Source organism: Burkholderia sp. BE12 (genome assembly GCF_002959955.1).
Taxonomy (GTDB): Bacteria; Pseudomonadota; Gammaproteobacteria; order Burkholderiales; family Burkholderiaceae; genus Burkholderia.
Window position 1 is genome coordinate 155,539 of sequence record NZ_PREY01000006.1, and the last position, 19,400, is coordinate 174,938.

Genomic DNA, 19,400 nt, shown 5'->3' on the forward strand with positions numbered 1-19,400 from the left:
CGGGCTTTCCTGTGGATGCATTTCGATCGAGGCGCCGGCCAGCATCGTGCGGACGGACTTCCCTCAAAATCGAAAAGACAGAGATTGAATGTTGAAACAGGCGACATGATAGCACGATGACGGATGATCGTGCAAATTGCCCGGACTCGCCCGTCTGGCGGGGCATCCGGCCCGGCCCGCTCGGGTATGATCGGCGGCGCGCGGCGCGGCCGTTCCGCCCGCCGCGACGGGGCTGAATTCGCGAGGAACCGGATGACCGAATTGATGAGGATCGCGGCGCTGTTCGCCGCTACCGCGCTGGCCGAAATCGTCGGCTGCTATCTGCCGTGGCTCGTGCTGAAGGCCGGGCGCCCGGCCTGGCTGCTGGTGCCGGCCGCGGTGTCGCTCGCGCTGTTCGCGTGGCTGCTGACGCTCCACCCGAGCGCGGCGGGGCGCACTTACGCCGCGTACGGCGGCGTGTACATCGCGGTGGCGCTGATCTGGCTGCGGGTGGTCGACGGCGTCGCGCTGACCCGCTGGGACGTGGCCGGCGCGGTGCTCGCGCTCGGCGGGATGGCCGTCATCGCGCTGCAGCCGCGCGCGTGAGCGCGGCCGCGGCGCGGGCCGCGGGCCGCATGCGTCAGGCTGCTTCGGCGGTGTCCGTATCGGCGGACCGGCGCCACACGCAGGCGCCCTTGACCGACTTGTCGAGCTCGTCGAGCTGAGCCTGGTGCGCGGCAAGCTCGTCGTCGCTCGCGGCCACCACGGCCAGATCGAGCGCGGCGAGCGACACGCGCTTGCCGTTCGCGGTGCCGCCGTCGGCGCCCGCGTCGTCGAGCATGTCGATCACGAGGCTGTCCTGACCGCGCGTCATCGCGAGATACACCTCCGCGAGCAGCTCCGAGTCGAGCAGTGCGCCGTGCAGCGTGCGGTGCGCGTTGCTGATGCCGAAACGGTCGCACAGCGCGTCGAGCGAATTGCGCTTGCCGGGGAACATCTGCTTGGCCTGCACCAGCGTGTCGATCACGCCGCCGCAATGCTCGCTGAACGGCGGCAGGCCGAGCCGCGCGAATTCGGCGTCGAGGAAGCCAAGGTCGAAGGGCGCGTTGTGGATGATCAGCTCGGCGCCCTTCACGAAGTCGCGGATCTGATCGGCGACTTCCGCGAATTTCGGCTTGTCGCTGAGGAATTCGGTCGTGAGGCCGTGCACCGCCAGTGCGCCCGGATCGCTGTCGCGCTCGGGGTTCACGTAGAAATGCAGGTTATTGCCGGTGAGCCGCCGGTTCAGCAGCTCGACGCAGCCGATTTCGATGAGGCGGTCGCCCGTGCGGGCGTTCAGGCCGGTGGTTTCGGTATCGAGAATGATCTGGCGCATGTCGGGAAAAGCAAGGAAAACGGGAGAGGGCGGCCGGCGTTCAGGCGGCCAGCGATTCGACGCCGCGGTTCGCGAGCGCGTCGGCCCGCTCGTTCTCGGGATGGCCCGCGTGGCCCTTGACCCAACGCCACTCGATCTCGTGCTGCACGACGAGCGCGTCGAGCCGCTTCCACAGGTCGGCGTTCTTCACGGGCGTCTTCGCCGCGGTGACCCAGCCCTTCTTCTTCCACCCGTGGATCCACTCGCTGATGCCTTTCTGCACGTATTGCGAGTCGGTATGCACGATCACCCGGCACGGCCGCTTGAGCGCTTCGAGCGCGGCGATCACGCCCATCAGCTCCATGCGGTTGTTGGTCGTGTTCGGCTCGCCGCCGAACAGTTCCTTTTCCTGATCGCCGTAGCGCAGCAGTGCGCCCCAGCCGCCGGGGCCGGGGTTGCCCTTGCAGGCGCCGTCGGTATAGATGTCGATGGTGTCGGTTGTCATGAACGTTCTTGGTGGGTGGTCGGGGAGGCCGCCGGCGTCAGGCCCGGTGCGAGCACGGGCTTCTTCATCTTGATCTGGCCGACGAGGCGCATGCCGCGCACGCGCTTGACGGCCGTCACCATGTAGACGGCGCCGAAGATCGGCCACCAGCGGTCGCCGGCGGCCTCCATGAAGCCGTAGCGGGCCAGCCACTGGTCGGTGGCGAGCGGCGGCCGGTAGCAGCCGAAGCGGCCGCGTTCGAGGTCGAAGCCGAGCAGCTTGATCCAGTCCTTGAGCCGGATGAACGCGATCTGGTCGCGCGTGGCCGGCACGAACGGGCGGTTCGCCATGCGCCCGAACGACTGCCGCATGCCCCACAGGCTGAGCGAATTGAAGCCGGTGATCACGAGCTGGCCTTCCGGCATCAGCACGCGCTCGGCCTCGCGCAGCAGGCGGTGCGGGTCGGACGTGAATTCGAGCGTGTGCGGCATCACGATCAGGTCGACGCTCTGCGACTCGAACGGCAGGTCGAGCAGGTCGCACCAGGTCGTGCTGCGATCGGCAGGCGCGTGGGCCCCCGTGTGCGCTTTGCGCGCCCACGGATACTGATACGGCGCGCTCGCGCCGCTCGCCGGGTCGAGCACCAGGCCGCGATACGGCATGCGGTTCTCGCGCAGCGCATCGAGCTGCGGCAGGCCGAGCTGCAGCGCGTGGAAGCCGAAGACGTCGGACACGATCCGGTCGAGCTGCGCCTGTTCCCAGCCCAGCACGTAGCGGCCGGGCGGCGAGTCGGTCCAGGCAGGCCAGTCTATAATTTGACGGTCAGACATAACGATGATTGCGCGCCCATGAACGAGCTGGAATACGTGCCGGTTCCGGCATTCGAAGACAACTATATCTGGCTCGTCTCGGACGGCCGCGATGCGATCGCCGTCGATCCGGGTGAAGCCGCGCCCGTACGCCGGGTTCTTGCCGAACGAGGCTGGCGGTTGACCGCTATTTTACTCACGCACCACCACGCCGACCACGTCGGCGGTGTCGAGGGGCTGCGAAATAGCCAACCGGCCGATGCTCCGCTCACCGTTTACGGCCCCGCGGCCGAATCGATCGACGTGGTCACGCAGCCGCTTTCGGGCGGCGATCGCGTGGTGCTCGACGCGCCGGCCGTCGCATTCGACGTGCTCGACGTGCCGGGTCATACGCGTGGCCACATTGCATATTTTCAGCAGGCCGGGCAGGGCAATGCGGTGCCGCACGTATTCTGCGGCGACACGCTGTTCTCGTGCGGTTGCGGCCGCCTGTTCGAAGGCACGCCCGCGCAGATGCTCGCGTCGCTCGACGCGCTCGCGGCACTGCCGGGCGACACGCGCGTGCATTGTGCACACGAATACACGCTGTCGAACATCCGCTTCGCGCTCGCGTGCGAGCCCGGCAATGCGGCGCTCGCCGCGTGGCGCGACGACGCGCAGGCACTGCGTGCGCGCGGCGTGCCGACGCTGCCCACTACGATCGCCCACGAGCGTGCCGTTAACCCGTTCATGCGGGCCGACAGCGCGGCGATCCATGCGACGCTCGAGGCCGAGCTGCACGAAACGGTGACGGATCGTCTGGCGGCGTTCACGCTGATGCGCGAATGGAAAAACCGGTTTCGATGACGTTTTCCGGAGGACTCCAAAAGCTCAAGCGGTGTCTGTAAAAATTGCTCCAAATGTAGGATTTCGCTGAGTTTTCGGTGTTTTTATTGACGTGAAGCACGCACTTCCGTAGTATCGCCTGCAATTTCCAGCCGTCGGAAGCCGAGATTTTCATGCGACTTATATTGAGTGCGATGGTGGTGCTGCTACTCGCCGCTTGTGCGAGCCAGCCCCCTGTCGCCAACAACGCCGCCGATTCGCAGGCGACGTCCAACTACCTCCGTAAATCAGCCACCGCCAAAGAAACTGTCGACGTCGACAAGCAATCCGTCGGCGACCTGACCAGTGCGGACTCCGATCTCTGGGCGCGCATCCGTCGCGGCTTCCAGATGCCCGACCTGCAGAGCGATCTCGTCGACATGCAGACGACCTGGTATACGCAGCGGCCCGATTACGTGCAGCGCATGACCGAGCGCTCGCAGAAGTACCTGTATCACATCGTCGAGGAGCTCGAGGCGCGTCACATGCCGACCGAGCTCGCGCTGCTGCCGTTCATCGAGTCCGCGTACAACCCGCAGGCGCTGTCGGTCGCGAAAGCGGCCGGCATGTGGCAGTTCATGCCCGGCACCGGCCGCACGTACAACCTGAAGCGCAACATGTGGCAGGACGAGCGCCGTGACGTGCTCGCGTCGACGAGCGCCGCGCTCGACTACCTGTCCCGCCTGCACGACATGTTCGGCGACTGGTATCTGGCGCTGGCCGCGTACAACTGGGGCGAAGGCAACGTGCAGCGTGCGATCGCGCGCAATCAGGCGGCCGGCCTGCCGACCGACTACCAGAGCCTGCGCATGCCGAACGAGACGCGCAACTACGTGCCGAAGCTGCAGGCGGTGAAGAACATCATCGCGAGCCCGCAGCAGTACGGCCTGTCGCTGCCCGATATCCCGAACCACCCGTATTTCGTGACGGTCACGACGTCGCGCGACATCGACGTGGCGGTGGCCGCGAAGCTCGCGAACCTGCCGCTCGACGAGTTCCGCTCGCTGAACCCGTCGTTCTCGAAACCGGTGATTCTCGGCGCGACCGAGCCGCAGATCCTGCTGCCGTTCGACAACGCGTCCGCGTTCGAGAAGAACCTGAAAGCCTACAACGGCCAGTTGTCGTCGTGGACCACCTACACGGTCAGCGAGCGTGCGCGCCCGGCCGCGATCGCCGAGAAGATCGGCGTCGACGCCGATACGCTGATGTCGGTCAACAAGATTCCGGCCGGCATGCGCCTGAAGCCGGGCTCGACGATCGTCGTGCCGCGCGGCGATGACGACGACGAGGACATCAGCGCCGACGTCGCCGAAAACGGCGCGCTCGCGATGGAGCCGGACGTCCCCGATACCCGCAAGATGCTGATCCGCGTGCGCCGCAAGCAGTCGATGGCGGCGATCGCCGGCCGCTACGGCGTGTCGGTCGGCCAGTTGAAGGCGTGGAACCGTACGCACCGCGATCTCGCGATGCCGGGCCAGGCGCTCGTGCTGCACGTGCCGGTCGGCCGTGCGGTGCCGGCGGAACCCGGTCCGGAGCGGATCGCGACGTCGGCGGGCGGTGCGCACATCGAGCGCGCGAGCCTGGCGGTGGGCGGCAAGTCGCACGGCGGCAAGCGCGGCGCCGCCAAATCGTCGGCGAAGTCGGCGAAGGCCGCGCCCGCGAAAGCCGCGCCGGCCAAGACCGCCGCGCACAAGGGCAAGAAGAAGTAAGCGCGGCTGCCGCGCGGCGTGGCGGCCGGTGAGGCCCGCACGGTTGCGCTATCATCCGACGAATTCGGCGAAACGCCGTCACCGAGGTGACGGCGTTTTCGTTTGTGCGCGACGCGGCGGCGCTGCGTCGCGCGTCTTCATGACAAGGGGAAGCGATGTCGTCGGTGCAGGTGAGGGTGCTCGCGCTGTTTTCGGTCGGGTATTTCGTGTCGTACGTGTTTCGCGGCGTCAATCTGGGCTTCGCGCCGTTCGTCACGCACGAGCTCGGGCTGTCGGCCGCCGATCTCGGCCTGCTCACCAGCCTCTATTTCCTCGGCTTCGCGGGGGCGCAGATTCCGGCCGGCGTCATGCTCGACCACTTCGGCCCGCGCCGCGTGACGGCCGGCATGCTGCTGTTCGCGGCGGCCGGCGCGGCCGTGTTCGGCGCGGCGCACGGCATCGGCACGATGATGGTCGGCCGGCTGCTGATCGGCGTCGGCGTATCGGTGTGTCTCGGCGCGGCGTTCAAGGCGCTCGCGCAGCATTTCCCGGTCGGCCGGCTGCCGCTCGTCAACGGTCTCGTGATGGCCGTGGGCGGCCTCGGCGGCGTGATGGTCGGCTCGCCGCTGACCTGGCTGCTCGGCTGGACGAGCTGGCGCATGATCTGTGTCGGCCTTGCGGCGCTGACGGTGGTCGTGGCGGCATCGATCGGCTTCGGAGCGCCCGACGCGCAGCAGGCACGCCATCAGGGCGGGCTCGTCAGCCAGTTCAAGGGTACATGGCACATCCTGAGCAGCCGCGCGTTCTGGAAGATCTCGTCGTTTTCCGTCGTCACGCAGGGCGTGTTCTATGCGATGCAGTCGCTGTGGGTCGGCCCGTATCTGCGCGACGTCGGCGGGTTCGACGCGCCGCATGCCGCGCGTCTCGTGTCGGTGCTCGGCTTCGCGATGATGGCCGGCTGCGTCGGCTTCGGCGCGGCGGCGCGCGTGCTCGAGCGGCGCGGCCTGTCGGTCTACGCAACGTGCGGTATCGGCATGGCGCTGTTCGTCGCGACGCAGCTCGCGATCGTCGCGCGCGTGGCGTTGCCGCCCGCCGTGCTGTGGGCTGCCTACGGGATGTTCGGCGGCGTGGGCATCCTGACCTACGCGGTGATGGCCGGCCATTTTCCCGCTCACCTGATCGGCCGCGCGAACACGACGCTCACGCTCGTGATCTTCCTGCTGATCTTCGCGTTCCAGATCGGCGTCGGTGCCGTGCTGTCGCACTGGCCGGCGGTCGACGGCCGTTATCCGGCGGCCGCGCACTTCACCGCCTGGGGCGTGCTGCTCGCGCTGCAGCTCGCGAGCGCGGTCTGGTACGCGTGGCCCGCGCGCGGCACTGGCCAAGCGCACTGATCCGGCGGTACGCTGGCGGGTAGGGCGGCCGCGAAAACGGGGCCGCAGCACGTCGCGTTACGCTGCCGGGCGCGGCGCGCGCACGGTCGGACGGCCATGGCAATTGAAGATAGGCCCATTTTCAGGCTATAATTTGAAAGTTTGTGCTGATCAACCTCGCACCCTAGCGCCTACCTCATTCATCCCGTTCATCCGCCGCACGCCGCCTGCCGGGCGATGCCGCGAAGCCTCGTGCGCCACGCGCCGGGCTCGCGTCTCGACAACGCAGGCCGCGTCCAGCTAGCGACCACGCGCGCCCACGCAGCGCGGCGCTCGCGCGGCAGGGTAAACAGGTCGGCAGCAGGGTGTTCCCCAAGGAGCCTCCCGTGTTGCCGTCTTTTTCTCCCGCCTTGCTTGCACTCGCCGACGGCACGGTCTTTCGTGGTTATTCGATCGGGGCCGAAGGCCATACGATCGGCGAAGTCGTGTTCAATACCGCGATCACCGGCTATCAGGAAATCCTGACTGATCCGAGCTACTCGCGCCAGATCGTCACGCTCACCTATCCGCATATCGGCAACGTCGGCGTCAATGCCGAAGACGTCGAAGCCACGAAAGTCCATGCCGCCGGCCTGATCATCCGCGATCTGCCGACGCTCGCATCGAACTTCCGCATGGACCGCACGCTCGGCGACTACCTGCGCGACGAAGGCGTCGTCGCGATCGCCGGCATCGACACCCGCAAGCTGACCCGCATCCTGCGCGACAAGGGCGCGCAGAGCGGCTGCATCCTGACGGACTCCGATGACGAAGCGAAGGCGATCGAGCTCGCGCGCTCGTTCGAGGGCCTCGCCGGCATGGATCTCGCGAAGGTCGTGTCGACCACGAAGCCGTTCGAATGGAAGCAGACGGAATGGCGTCTCGAAGGCGGCTACGGCATGCAGGAATCGCCGAAGTATCGCGTCGTCGCGTACGACTTCGGCGTCAAGTACAACATCCTGCGCATGCTCGCGCAGCGCGGCTGCCACGTGACGGTGCTGCCCGCCCAGGCCAGCGCGGCCGATGCGCTCGCGCTGAATCCGGACGGCGTCTTCCTGTCGAACGGCCCCGGCGATCCGGAGCCGTGCGATTACGCGATCGCGGCCACGAAGGAATTCATCGAGCGCGGCGTGCCGACCTTCGGCATCTGCCTCGGCCACCAGATCATGGGCCTCGCGGTCGGCGCGAAGACGCTCAAGATGAAAACGGGCCACCACGGCGCGAACCATCCGGTGAAGGATCTCGGCGACGGCCGAGTCGTGATCACGTCGCAGAACCACGGCTTCGCGGTCGATGCCGATTCGCTGCCGGCCAACGCGCGCGTGACGCACGTATCGCTGTTCGACGGCACGCTGCAGGGCTTCGAGCTGACCGACAAGCCGGCGTTCTGCTTCCAGGGCCACCCGGAAGCGTCGCCCGGCCCGCACGACATCGGCTACCTGTTCGACCGTTTCACCGCGCTGATGGACGCGGCGAAGCAGCGCAACGCTTAACGTCATCGACGCAACCGAAGGACGGGAGATTCACATCATGTTCGGCCACGCACTCGGCATCACGGATATCTGGACCTACGTGTTCGGCGTGATCTTCATCATCCTGCTGCCGGGGCCGAACTCGATGTACGTGCTGTCGCTCGCCGCGCAGCGCGGCGTGAAGGCCGGCTATCGCGCGGCCTGCGGCGTGTTCGTCGGCGATACCGTGCTGATGGTGCTGTCCGCCGCGGGCGTCGCGTCGCTGCTGAAGGCGAATCCGCTGCTGTTCTCCGTCGTCAAGTACGGCGGCGCCGCGTATCTGCTCTACATCGGCGCCGGCATGCTGCGCAGCGCGTGGCAAAAGCTGCGCACGCCGGCCCATGCGCCGGCCGACGCGCCGCGTACGGTCGACGGCGAGCAGTCTTTCGACAAGCCGTTCCGCAAGGCGCTGATCGTGAGCCTGCTGAATCCGAAGGCGATCCTGTTCTTCATCTCGTTCTTCATCCAGTTCGTCGACCCGGCATTCCCGCATCCCGCGCTGTCGTTCGTCGTGCTCGGGGCGATCGCGCAATGCGCGAGCTTCCTGTACCTGAGCACGCTGATCTTCGCGGGGGCGCGGCTCGCCGAGCATTTCCGCCGCCGCCGCAAGCTCGCGGCAGGCGCGGCGAGCAGCGTGGGCGGCCTGTTCATCGGTTTCTCGGTGAAGCTTGCGCTCGCGACCATGAGCTGAGCGCCGCCGGCCGACCCACGACAACGATTACTTATTGAATTCACAAGCCATGCCAAAACGCACAGACATCAAGAGCATCCTCATCATCGGCGCCGGCCCGATCATCATCGGCCAGGCGTGCGAGTTCGACTATTCGGGCGCGCAGGCTTGCAAGGCGTTGCGTGAGGAGGGCTACAAGGTCGTTCTCGTCAACAGCAACCCGGCGACGATCATGACCGACCCGAACACGGCCGACGTGACCTACATCGAGCCGATCACGTGGGAAGTCGTCGCGCGCATCATCGAGAAGGAGCGCCCGGACGCGATCCTGCCGACGATGGGCGGCCAGACCGCGTTGAACTGCGCGCTCGACCTGCACCACCACGGCGTGCTCGAGAAGTTCGGCGTCGAGCTGATCGGCGCGTCGCCGGAAGCGATCGACAAGGCCGAAGACCGCCAGAAGTTCAAGGAAGCGATGACCAAGATCGGTCTCGGCTCCGCGAAGTCGGGCATCGCGCATTCGATGGAAGAAGCGACCAAGGTGCACGCCGAAATCATGGCGGAGACGGGCGGCAGCGGCTACCCGATCGTGATCCGCCCGTCGTTCACGCTCGGCGGCTCGGGCGGCGGCATCGCGTACAACCGCGAAGAGTTCGAGGAAATCTGCAAGCGCGGTCTCGACCTGTCGCCCACGCGCGAGCTGCTGATCGAAGAGTCGCTGCTCGGCTGGAAGGAATACGAGATGGAAGTCGTGCGCGACCGCGCCGACAACTGCATCATCGTCTGCTCGATCGAAAACCTCGACCCGATGGGCGTGCACACCGGCGACTCGATCACGGTCGCGCCCGCGCAGACGCTCACCGACAAGGAGTATCAGATCCTGCGTAACGCATCGCTCGCGGTGCTGCGCGAGATCGGCGTCGACACGGGCGGCTCGAACGTGCAGTTCTCGATCAACCCGAAGGACGGCCGCATGGTCGTCATCGAGATGAACCCGCGCGTGTCGCGTTCGTCGGCGCTCGCGTCGAAGGCCACCGGCTTCCCGATCGCGAAGGTCGCAGCGAAGCTGGCGGTCGGCTACACGCTCGACGAGTTGAAGAACGAAATCACCGGCGGCCAGACGCCGGCGTCGTTCGAGCCGACGATCGACTACGTCGTCACGAAGATCCCGCGTTTCGCGTTCGAGAAGTTCCGCGAGGCCGATTCGCGCCTGACCACGCAGATGAAGTCGGTCGGCGAAGTGATGGCGATCGGCCGCACGTTCCAGGAATCGTTCCAGAAGGCGCTGCGCGGCCTCGAAGTCGGAGTCGACGGCCTCGACGAGAAGTCGACCAACCGCGACGAGATCGCGATCGAGATCCACGAGCCGGGCCCGGACCGCATCTGGTACGTCGGCGATGCGTTCCGTATCGGCATGACGGCCGAGGAAATCTTCGCGGAAACCGCGATCGACCCGTGGTTCCTCGAGCAGATCGAGCAGATCATCCTGAAGGAAAAGGCGCTCGGCGGCCGCACGCTCGCGTCGCTGACGTTCGACGAGCTGCGCTACCTGAAGCAGAGCGGCTTCTCCGACCGCCGCCTCGCGAAGCTGCTCGGCGCGACGCCGGAAGACGTCCGCAAGCGCCGCGTGGAACTGAACGTGCGCCCGGTCTACAAGCGCGTCGACACGTGCGCGGCCGAGTTCGCGACGAAAACGGCCTACATGTACTCGACCTACGAGGAAGAGTGCGAGGCGCAGCCGACCACGAACAAGAAGATCATGGTGCTGGGCGGCGGCCCGAACCGGATCGGCCAGGGTATCGAGTTCGACTACTGCTGCGTGCACGCGGCGCTCGCGATGCGCGAGGACGGCTATGAAACGATCATGGTCAACTGCAACCCGGAAACGGTGTCGACCGACTACGACACGTCCGATCGCCTGTACTTCGAGCCGCTGACGCTCGAGGACGTGCTCGAAATCGTCGACAAGGAAAAGCCGGTCGGCGTGATCGTCCAGTACGGCGGCCAGACGCCGCTGAAGCTCGCGCTCGACCTCGAGGCGCACGGCGTGCCGATCGTCGGTACGTCGCCGGACATGATCGACGCGGCCGAAGACCGCGAACGCTTCCAGAAGCTGCTGCAGGACCTGGGCCTGCGCCAGCCGCCGAACCGCACCGCCCGCGCCGAGGACGAAGCGCTCGCGCTGGCCGACGAAATCGGCTATCCGCTGGTCGTGCGTCCGTCGTACGTGCTCGGCGGCCGCGCGATGGAAATCGTCCACGAGCCGCGCGACCTCGAGCGCTACATGCGCGAGGCCGTGAAGGTGTCGAACGATTCGCCGGTGCTGCTCGACCGCTTCCTGAACGACGCGATCGAGTGCGACGTCGACTGCATCTGCGACGGCGAAGCCGTGTTCATCGGCGGCGTGATGGAGCACATCGAGCAGGCGGGCGTTCACTCCGGCGACTCGGCGTGCTCGCTGCCGCCGTATTCGCTGTCGAAGGAAACCGTGGCCGAGCTGAAGCGCCAGACGGGCGCGATGGCGAAGGCGCTGAACGTGGTCGGCCTGATGAACGTGCAGTTCGCGATCCAGCAGGTACCGCAGGCGGATGGTTCGAAGCAGGACGTCATCTACGTGCTGGAAGTGAACCCGCGCGCGTCGCGCACGGTGCCGTACGTGTCGAAGGCGACCAGCCTGCCGCTCGCGAAGATCGCGGCGCGCGCGATGGTCGGCCAGAAGCTCGCGCAGCAGGGCGTGACGAAGGAAGTCGAGCCGCCGTACTTCAGCGTGAAGGAAGCGGTGTTCCCGTTCGTCAAGTTCCCGACCGTCGATCCGGTCCTCGGGCCTGAAATGCGTTCGACCGGCGAAGTGATGGGCGTCGGCCAGACGTTCGGCGAAGCGCTGTTCAAGTCGCAGCTCGCGGCCGGTTCGCGCCTGCCGGAGTCGGGCACGGTGCTGCTGACCGTGATGGACGCGGATAAGCCGAAGGCCGTCGAAGTCGCGCGCATGCTGCACGACCTCGGCTACCCGATCGTCGCCACCAAGGGCACGGCTGCCGCGATCGAAGCGGCCGGCGTGCCGGTGAAGGTCGTGAACAAGGTGAAGGACGGCCGTCCGCACATCGTCGACATGATCAAGAACGGCGAGATCGCACTCGTGTTCACGACGGTCGACGAGACGCGCCAGGCGATCGCCGATTCGCGTTCGATCCGCATGAGCGCGCAGGCGCACAAGGTCACGTACTACACGACGATGTCGGGCGCGCGCGCGGCCGTCGAGGGCTTGCGCTACCTGAAGGATCTGGAAGTCTATGATTTACAAGGTCTTCACGCTCGCCTAAACTAAGCGTTCAGTTACCTGTCGAAGCAACACGTGCCGCGATTAGGCGGTGTTTCCAGTGCATCGGAAGCGCGCTTAATCGCGGTGATTTTTTTTATAGCCGTTTTTAGCGATTGAGCCGTTTATGAGCACCATTCCGTTGACAAAGCGTGGCGCAGAGCAACTGCGCGATGAATTGCAGCGCCTCAAGTCCGTCGAGCGGCCGGCCGTGATCAACGCGATCGCGGAGGCCCGCGCACAGGGCGACCTGTCCGAAAACGCCGAATACGATGCCGCAAAGGAAAAACAGGGCTTCATCGAGGGTCGTATCGCGGAGCTCGAATCCAAGCTGTCCGCCGCGCAAATCATCGATCCCACGGTGCTCGACGCCGACGGCCGCGTGGTGTTCGCCGCGACGGTCGAACTCGAGGATCTCGAGTCGGGCGATACCGTCAAGTATCAAATCGTCGGCGACGACGAAGCCGATATCGATCACGGCCTGATCTCGGTCAGCTCGCCGATCGCGCGTGCGCTGATCGGCAAGTCCGAAGGCGACGTCGCGGCCGTGCAGGCGCCGAGCGGCGTGCGCGAGTACGAAATCATCTCGGTCAGCTACGTCTGAAGCGGGGCGACGTGATGCCGCATCGCGTGTTCCGTCTGCTGTCGGCCGTATGGGTCGGCAGCCTGCTGACGATCGGGTATGCGGTCGCCCCCGTATTGTTCAAGACGCTGGAGCGGATGACGGCCGGTTCGGTCGCCGCCCAGCTGTTCCGTATCGAGGCGATCCTCGGCGTCGTGTGCGGCGTGCTGCTGCTCGCGTTGTCGAACCAGCAGGTGCGGCGCGGCAGCGACGAATATCGCCGCGTGCGCTGGATCGTCGCCGCGATGGTCGTGTGCGTGCTGGTCGGGTATTTCGCGCTGCAGCCGTTCATGAATGCGCTGCGGGTGGCCGCGATGGATGCGGGCACCGATATCGCGAATTCGCCGTATGCGAGCCGCTTCGGGATGCTGCATGGCGTCTCGAGCGTGTTCTATCTCGTCGAGAGCGTGCTGGGGCTGATGCTGATCTGGCGTCTGCCGGCGCGCGACGCCTGAGCGACGCGCCGGGCAGACGGCACGGGAATCCGTGCCGCACGGGCGTTTTACTTGTCCTGGAACGGCCGCTTGGTGCTGGCCTGGCGCTTTTTCGCACGCTTCACGGTACCGCCCGCGGTCACGCGCTCGTTGCCGCGCACGACGACCTTCGTCGGCTTCGGGCGACGCACGGGGCTCGCGTTCGGCGACACCTTGACGACCTTGACGGTGCGCGGTGCACGGCCCTTGCGGTCGTCGACGACTTCGGCCGCGCTCGGCAGCGCACCGGCACGACGGCCGCGGGTCGGGGCAACCGCGGCCTCGGGTTTCCAGATCACCAGCAGCTTGCCGATGTGCTGGATCGGCGCCGCGCTCAGGCGGTCGCAGATCTCGTCGTAGATGGCGACGCGTGCGTCGCGTTCGTCGCCGAACACGCGGATCTTGATCAACTGGTGCGCGTCGAGGTGCACCTTGATTTCCTTCAGCACGGCGTCGGTCAGCCCTTCGGCGCCGATCAGCACGACGGGCTTGAGCGCATGGGCCTGGGAGCGCAGCGCGGAGCGCTCGGCGGGAGAAAGCGAAAGGGCGGGCATGGAAATGTCGAAATCTTAATAAGGGCGCGCTGGCTGGTTAGCGATCGCGGAACGTTACCGCGTCAGCCGTGCACCGAAACCACGTAAAATCGCGGCTTGGGCCTGAAAGGGGCCGCAGCCGCGCGAAGAAGACGCGTATTATCCGCTAAAAGCGCGGCTTCACGAAGCAAATAGCAGCAATCTCTCTCTCGAATGGCAAAAAACCGCTTTAACCAGAACTGGCTGCACGACCACATCAACGATCCGTACGTCAAAATGGCGCAGCGGGAGGGCTATCGCGCGCGCGCCGCGTACAAGCTGAAGGAAATCGACGAGCAGGACAAGCTGATCCGTCCGGGCCAGGTGATCGTCGATCTCGGCGCCACGCCGGGCAGCTGGAGCCAGTATGCCCGCAACAAGCTCGCGCAGGGCAAGAAGCGCGACGCGGAGCGCGAGGGCGGCATCGACGGCACGATCGTTGCGCTCGACCTCCTGCCGATGGAGCCGATCGCCGACGTCCACTTCCTGCAGGGCGATTTCCGCGAGGACGACATCCTCCGCCAGCTCGAAGAAGTGCTCGAAGGCCGCGCGGTGGACCTTGTTATTTCGGACATGGCCCCCAACCTCTCTGGCGTGGCCTCGGCGGACGCGGCGCGCATCGAGCATCTCTGCGATCTGGCGCTCGAATTCGCGCAGAATCATCTGAAGCCGGATGGTGCGCTGCTCGTGAAGTGCTTTCACGGCAGCGGCTACAGCCAGATCGTCGAGAAATTCAAACAGCAGTTTAAGGTTGTCGCGCCGCGCAAGCCCAAGGCATCCCGCGACAAATCGTCCGAAACGTTCATTTTGGGTCGGCAGCTGAAGCATCCGCGCTGATGCGCAGCGCGGAGCCGCAAACGGGCTCCGGCCCTTGCCAGACAAGCGACGCGCTATCGCGGCGGTTGTCAATGCTTATGGCGAGGGTGGTCGGACTGGATTAGAATGACCGAGGGGCGCCGCAAGGAAAATGTAGGCGCTCGTCTACGAGTGAAGGAGTGGTGCTTTGAACAACAATATGTTTTCGAAGGCAGCGGTGTGGCTGGTGATCGCACTGGTGCTGTTTACGGTGTTCAAGCAGTTCGACAAGCCCCGCGTTCAGGAAGGCGTGTCCTATTCGCAGTTCATGGACGACGCCAAGAGCGGCAAGGTCAAGAACGTCATCGTTCAGGGGCGCAACCTCACCGTCACTCCGGCTGATGGCCAGAAATACCAGATCGTGTCGCCCGGCGACATCTGGATGGTCGGCGATCTGATGAAGTACGGCGTGCAGGTCAGCGGCAAGGCCGACGACGAGCCGAACGCGCTGATGTCCGCGCTGTACTATCTCGGGCCGACGATCCTGATCATCGTGTTCTGGTTCTACATGATGAGGCAGATGCAGGGGGGCGGCAAAGGCGGCGCATTCTCGTTCGGGAAATCGCGTGCGCGGCTGATCGACGAGAACAACAACGCGGTGAACTTCTCCGACGTCGCGGGCTGCGACGAAGCGAAGGAAGAAGTGTCCGAGCTCGTCGACTTCCTGCGCGATCCGCAGAAATTCCAGAAACTGGGCGGCCGCATTCCGCGCGGCGTGCTGTTGGTCGGCCCTCCGGGTACCGGCAAGACGCTGCTCGCCCGCGCGATCGCGGGTGAAGCGAAGGTGCCGTTCTTCAGCATCTCGGGTTCGGACTTCGTCGAAATGTTCGTCGGCGTCGGCGCGGCCCGTGTGCGCGACATGTTCGAGCAGGCGAAGAAGCACGCGCCGTGCATCGTGTTCATCGACGAAATCGACGCGGTCGGCCGTCATCGCGGCGCCGGCATGGGCGGCGGCAACGACGAGCGCGAACAGACGCTGAACCAGATGCTCGTCGAGATGGATGGCTTCGAGGCGAACTCGGGCGTGATCGTGATCGCCGCGACCAACCGTTCCGACGTGCTCGACAAGGCGCTGCTGCGTCCGGGCCGTTTCGACCGCCAGGTTTATGTCGGCCTGCCGGACATCCGCGGTCGCGAGCAGATCATGCGCGTGCACCTGCGCAAGGTGCCGATCGCGAACGACGTCGACGCGGCAGTCATCGCACGCGGCACGCCGGGCTTCTCGGGCGCCGATCTTGCGAACCTCGTGAACGAGGCGGCGCTGTTCGCCGCACGTCGCGGCAAGCGCATCGTCGAGATGCAGGATTTCGAGGATGCGAAGGACAAGATCTTCATGGGTCCGGAGCGCAAGTCGGCCGTGATCCGCGAGGAAGCGAAGCGTGCGACCGCCTACCACGAGTCGGGCCACGCGGTGGTCGCGAAGCTGCTGCCGAAGGCCGACCCGGTGCACAAGGTCACGATCATCCCGCGCGGTCGCGCACTGGGCGTCACCTGGCAGTTGCCGGAGCATGACAACGAGACGTATTCGAAGGATTACCTGCTGGACCGCCTCGCGATCCTGTTCGGTGGCCGGGTGGCCGAAGAGCTGTTCATGAATCTGGTCAGCACCGGCGCATCGGACGACTTCAACAAGGCCACGCAGACGGCGCGTGCGATGGTTGCCCGTTTCGGCATGACCGACGCACTCGGGCCGATGGTCTACGTCGACGACGAGAACGATGCGTCGCCGTTCGGCCGCGGCTTCACGCGCACGATCTCGGAAGCGACGCAGCAGAAGGTCGACTCGGAAATCCGCCGGGTGCTGGACGATCAGTACAACCTCGCGCGCCGCCTGCTCGAAGATAACCGCGACAAGGTCGAGGCGATGACGGCCGCGCTGATGGAGTGGGAGACGATCGACGCCGATCAGATCAACGACATCATGGAAGGCCGTCCGCCGCGCTCGCCGAAGAGCTCGCCGGCTGTCGGCGGCGATTCGTCGGGCGGCGGCAGCGCCGAGGTCAAGCCCGGCAGCGCGCCGGCGCCGGCTACGCCGGCGGCATAACCTCCGCTTTAGCGCCGTTCACGGGCTGGTGTGGCTTCACACCGGCCCGTTTTGCATTCATCCACGTCCGTTGCTCGTGTCCGATTCCGCAGTGTCCCCGTTCATTCCCGCGCCGCTCCGGTGCGGCCGCTTCGAACTGACGTTCGAACGCCCGCTCGTGATGGGCATCCTCAACGCTACGCCCGATTCGTTTTCCGACGGCGGCCGCTTCCTCGCGCGCGACGATGCGCTGCGCCAGGCCGAGCGGATGATTGCCGACGGTGCGGACCTGCTCGACATCGGCGGCGAATCGACGCGCCCCGGCGCGCCGCCCGTGCCGCTCGACGAGGAGCTCGCGCGCGTGATCCCGCTTGTCGAGGCGCTGCGGCCGCTGAACGTGCCGCTGTCGATCGATACCTACAAGCCGGCCGTGATGCGCGCGGCGCTGGCCGCCGGCGCGGACCTGATCAACGACATCTGGGGGTTCCGCCAGCCGGGCGCGATCGATGCGGTGCGCGACGGCAATAGCGGCTTGTGCGCGATGCACATGCTCGGCGAGCCGCAGACGATGCAGGTCGGCGAGCCCGACTACGGCGACGTCGTGACCGACGTGCGCGATTTTCTCGCGGCCCGCGCCCAGGCGCTGCGCGACGCGGGGGTGGCGGCGGAGCGCATCTGCGTCGATCCCGGCTTCGGGTTCGGCAAGGCGGTCGTCGACGACAACTATGCGCTGCTGGCCGCGTTGCCGGACACGGCGCCCGCGCGACCCGACGGGCACGCTTATCCGATTCTCGCGGGCATGTCGCGCAAGTCGATGCTCGGCGCGGTGATCGGCGGCAAGCCGCCGATGGAGCGTGTCGCGGCGAGCGTGGCGGCCGCGGTGTGCGCGGTTACGCGCGGCGCCGCGATCGTGCGCGTGCACGACGTCGCGGCGACGGTCGATGCGCTGAAAGTATGGAATGCCGTGCGCGCAGCCGCGCGGCAACGATAAGCAAGTCAGAAAGACGAAGGAGGAAGAATTCCATGGGACGTCGATATTTCGGCACGGACGGCATTCGCGGCACGGTGGGCGACGCGCCCATCACACCGGATTTCGTATTGCGTCTCGGCTATGCGGCCGGCAAGGTACTGGCCGGCTCGGCCGACGTCACGGCAGGCTCGCGTCCGACCGTGCTGATCGGCAAGGACACACGCGTATCGGGCTACATGCTCGAAGCCGCGCTCGAGGCCGGATTCTCGGCGGCCGGCGTCGACGTGATGCTGGCCGGCCCGATGCCGACGCCCGGCGTCGCGTATCTGACGCGTGCGCTGCGTCTGTCGGCCGGTGTCGTGATCAGCGCGTCGCACAATCCGTATCACGACAACGGGATCAAGTTTTTCTCGGCTGACGGCAACAAGCTGCCCGACGATACCGAGGCCGCGATCGAAGCGTGGCTCGACAAGCCGCTCGAATGCGCGCCGTCGGACGGGCTCGGCAAGGCGCGCCGCCTCGACGACGCAGGCGGCCGCTACATCGAGTTCTGCAAGAGCACGTTCCCGGCCGCGTTCGACCTGCGCGGGCTGAAGCTCGTGATCGATTGCGCGCACGGCGCCGCGTACCAGGTTGCGCCGCACGTGTTCCACGAACTCGGCGCGGACGTCATTCCCATCGGCGTCGCGCCGAACGGCTTCAACATCAACGACGGTGTCGGCGCGACCGCGCCGGACGCGCTGGTGCGTGCGGTGCGGGCGAACCACGCCGATCTCGGCATCGCGCTCGACGGCGACGCCGATCGCCTGCAGGTCGTGGACGCGACCGGCCGCCTGTACAACGGCGACGAGTTGCTGTACGTGCTCGTGAAGGACCGGATCGCGACCGACGGCAAGGTTGACGGCGCGGTCGGCACGCTGATGACGAACCTCGCCGTCGAAGTCGCGCTGCAGCGCGAGGGCGTGAAATTCGTGCGTGCGGCGGTCGGCGATCGCTACGTGCTCGAGCAGTTGCGCGAGCATGGCTGGCAGCTCGGCGCGGAAGGGTCGGGGCATATCCTGTCGCTCGACCGTCACTCGACCGGCGACGGCATCGTGTCGGCGCTGCTCGTGCTGGCCGCGCTCAAGCGCAGCGGCCGCACCCTCGCGCAAATGCTCGACGGCGTCACGCTGTTCCCGCAGAAACTGATCAACGTGCGGATGAAGCCGGGCGCCGACTGGAAGGGCAGCACGTCGATTCGCGCCGCGATCGATGCAGCCGAAGCCGAGCTCGCCGGCAGCGGCCGCGTGCTGATCCGCGCATCGGGCACGGAGCCCGTGCTGCGCGTGATGGTCGAAGCGCAGCAGGCAGCCGATGCGGTGCGCCATGCGGAGACGATCGCCGACGCGGTGCGCGCGGCGACAGCCTGATCTAGGCAAGGTGGCGCGCGGCGGTCCGAGCGGCCGCGCGCCGGCTCCCTGGCGAATGTGCGTGCGGCGCCCTCGGGCGCCGTCGTTTTGTCAGACGCAAAGGTTTGCCTACCTAATATAAGCGACGTTCGACAAACGCACTGTTCCGCTCGAATCGAGCATCCGACCCCGAAATCATGCTCGCCGCCGCACCGGGCTTCCCGGCCGGCTGACGCTGCGCTACGATGCACCCAGCACGCCCTTGGAAAAGGGCGTTCATCCCTTCCCCTCCGAGCCCGGCAATTCTTGCCGCCGGCGCCGTTCCCGCGCCCCGACGCACCGCCCGATATTCCCTTTCAACCAGTCATGTTACTGTCACGCCAGTTTCATCGATTGTCACATTACCGTCA

General features: G+C 66.4%; 17 protein-coding genes. 13 read left to right on the forward strand and 4 right to left on the reverse strand.

Features of this window, described 5'->3' with window-relative positions; translation table 11 throughout:
* The first annotated feature begins 252 nt into the window (after positions 1–252).
* Positions 253–585: a YnfA family protein gene (locus C4B30_RS08770; protein ID WP_027784070.1), complete on the forward strand. Its 333-nt coding sequence runs from the start codon at positions 253–255 to the stop codon at positions 583–585.
* Between the two features lie 34 nt (positions 586–619).
* Here C4B30_RS08770 and dnaQ read toward each other — a convergent pair whose 3' ends face one another.
* From dnaQ to C4B30_RS08785, 3 genes are read right to left on the reverse strand one after another with little or no spacing between them, the layout of a single operon-like run.
* Entirely contained in the window at positions 620–1,354 is a 735-nt protein-coding gene (gene dnaQ, locus C4B30_RS08775; RefSeq protein WP_027784071.1) for a DNA polymerase III subunit epsilon, read from the reverse strand.
* A gap of 40 nt (positions 1,355–1,394) precedes the next feature.
* Positions 1,395–1,838 (reverse strand): ribonuclease HI, encoded by a 444-nt coding sequence (rnhA, locus tag C4B30_RS08780; protein ID WP_027784072.1) that lies wholly within the window; start codon positions 1,836–1,838, stop codon positions 1,395–1,397.
* Positions 1,835–2,647 carry a class I SAM-dependent methyltransferase gene (locus C4B30_RS08785; RefSeq protein WP_027784073.1) on the reverse strand — a complete coding sequence of 271 codons (813 nt, stop codon included), beginning with the start codon at positions 2,645–2,647 and terminating at the stop codon, positions 1,835–1,837. Before C4B30_RS08785 ends, rnhA begins: the two co-directional genes overlap by 4 nt.
* Positions 2,648–2,665: 18 nt before the next feature.
* On the opposite strand from C4B30_RS08785, the gene gloB reads away from it, so the two are divergent.
* From gloB to C4B30_RS08835, 8 genes are all read left to right on the forward strand, one after another.
* Entirely contained in the window at positions 2,666–3,472 is an 807-nt protein-coding gene (gloB, locus tag C4B30_RS08790; protein WP_027784074.1) for a hydroxyacylglutathione hydrolase, read from the forward strand.
* A gap of 152 nt (positions 3,473–3,624) precedes the next feature.
* Positions 3,625–5,199 (forward strand): transglycosylase SLT domain-containing protein, encoded by a 1,575-nt coding sequence (locus C4B30_RS08800; RefSeq protein WP_027784075.1) that lies wholly within the window; start codon positions 3,625–3,627, stop codon positions 5,197–5,199.
* 155 nt (positions 5,200–5,354) lie between these two features.
* On the forward strand, positions 5,355–6,572 hold the full coding sequence (locus C4B30_RS08805) for an MFS transporter (RefSeq protein ID WP_080681326.1): 1,218 nt from the start codon (positions 5,355–5,357) through the stop codon (positions 6,570–6,572).
* Positions 6,573–6,937: 365 nt separating this feature from the next.
* Positions 6,938–8,083, forward strand: coding sequence for a glutamine-hydrolyzing carbamoyl-phosphate synthase small subunit (gene carA, locus C4B30_RS08815; RefSeq protein WP_105132378.1), 1,146 nt, complete (start codon positions 6,938–6,940; stop codon positions 8,081–8,083).
* A 37-nt stretch (positions 8,084–8,120) separates the two neighbouring features.
* A complete protein-coding gene (gene leuE / locus C4B30_RS08820) occupies positions 8,121–8,792 on the forward strand; it encodes a leucine efflux protein LeuE (protein WP_027784077.1) in 672 nt (223 codons plus the stop codon).
* Between the two features lie 49 nt (positions 8,793–8,841).
* A complete protein-coding gene (gene carB / locus C4B30_RS08825; RefSeq protein ID WP_027784078.1) occupies positions 8,842–12,096 on the forward strand; it encodes a carbamoyl-phosphate synthase large subunit in 3,255 nt (1,084 codons plus the stop codon).
* Between the two features lie 118 nt (positions 12,097–12,214).
* The gene (greA, locus tag C4B30_RS08830; protein ID WP_027784079.1) at positions 12,215–12,691 is read left to right on the forward strand and encodes a transcription elongation factor GreA; all 477 of its coding nucleotides are present in this window, start codon (positions 12,215–12,217) and stop codon (positions 12,689–12,691) included.
* A gap of 14 nt (positions 12,692–12,705) precedes the next feature.
* A complete protein-coding gene (locus tag C4B30_RS08835) occupies positions 12,706–13,164 on the forward strand; it encodes a DUF4149 domain-containing protein (RefSeq protein WP_027784080.1) in 459 nt (152 codons plus the stop codon).
* Between the two features lie 47 nt (positions 13,165–13,211).
* On the opposite strand, the gene C4B30_RS08840 is transcribed toward C4B30_RS08835, so the two are convergent.
* Entirely contained in the window at positions 13,212–13,736 is a 525-nt protein-coding gene (locus C4B30_RS08840) for a YhbY family RNA-binding protein (protein ID WP_027784081.1), read from the reverse strand.
* A gap of 192 nt (positions 13,737–13,928) precedes the next feature.
* Between C4B30_RS08840 and C4B30_RS08845 the strand changes: the two genes are divergently transcribed.
* From C4B30_RS08845 to glmM, 4 genes are all read left to right on the forward strand, one after another.
* Entirely contained in the window at positions 13,929–14,591 is a 663-nt protein-coding gene (locus tag C4B30_RS08845; RefSeq protein WP_027784082.1) for an RlmE family RNA methyltransferase, read from the forward strand.
* Positions 14,592–14,757: 166 nt separating this feature from the next.
* Entirely contained in the window at positions 14,758–16,653 is a 1,896-nt protein-coding gene (gene ftsH, locus C4B30_RS08850) for an ATP-dependent zinc metalloprotease FtsH (RefSeq protein ID WP_027784083.1), read from the forward strand.
* Between the two features lie 76 nt (positions 16,654–16,729).
* Entirely contained in the window at positions 16,730–17,623 is an 894-nt protein-coding gene (gene folP / locus C4B30_RS08855; RefSeq protein WP_034185468.1) for a dihydropteroate synthase, read from the forward strand.
* A gap of 32 nt (positions 17,624–17,655) precedes the next feature.
* Positions 17,656–19,011, forward strand: coding sequence for a phosphoglucosamine mutase (gene glmM, locus C4B30_RS08860; protein WP_027784085.1), 1,356 nt, complete (start codon positions 17,656–17,658; stop codon positions 19,009–19,011).
* Positions 19,012–19,400 lie beyond the last annotated feature (389 nt).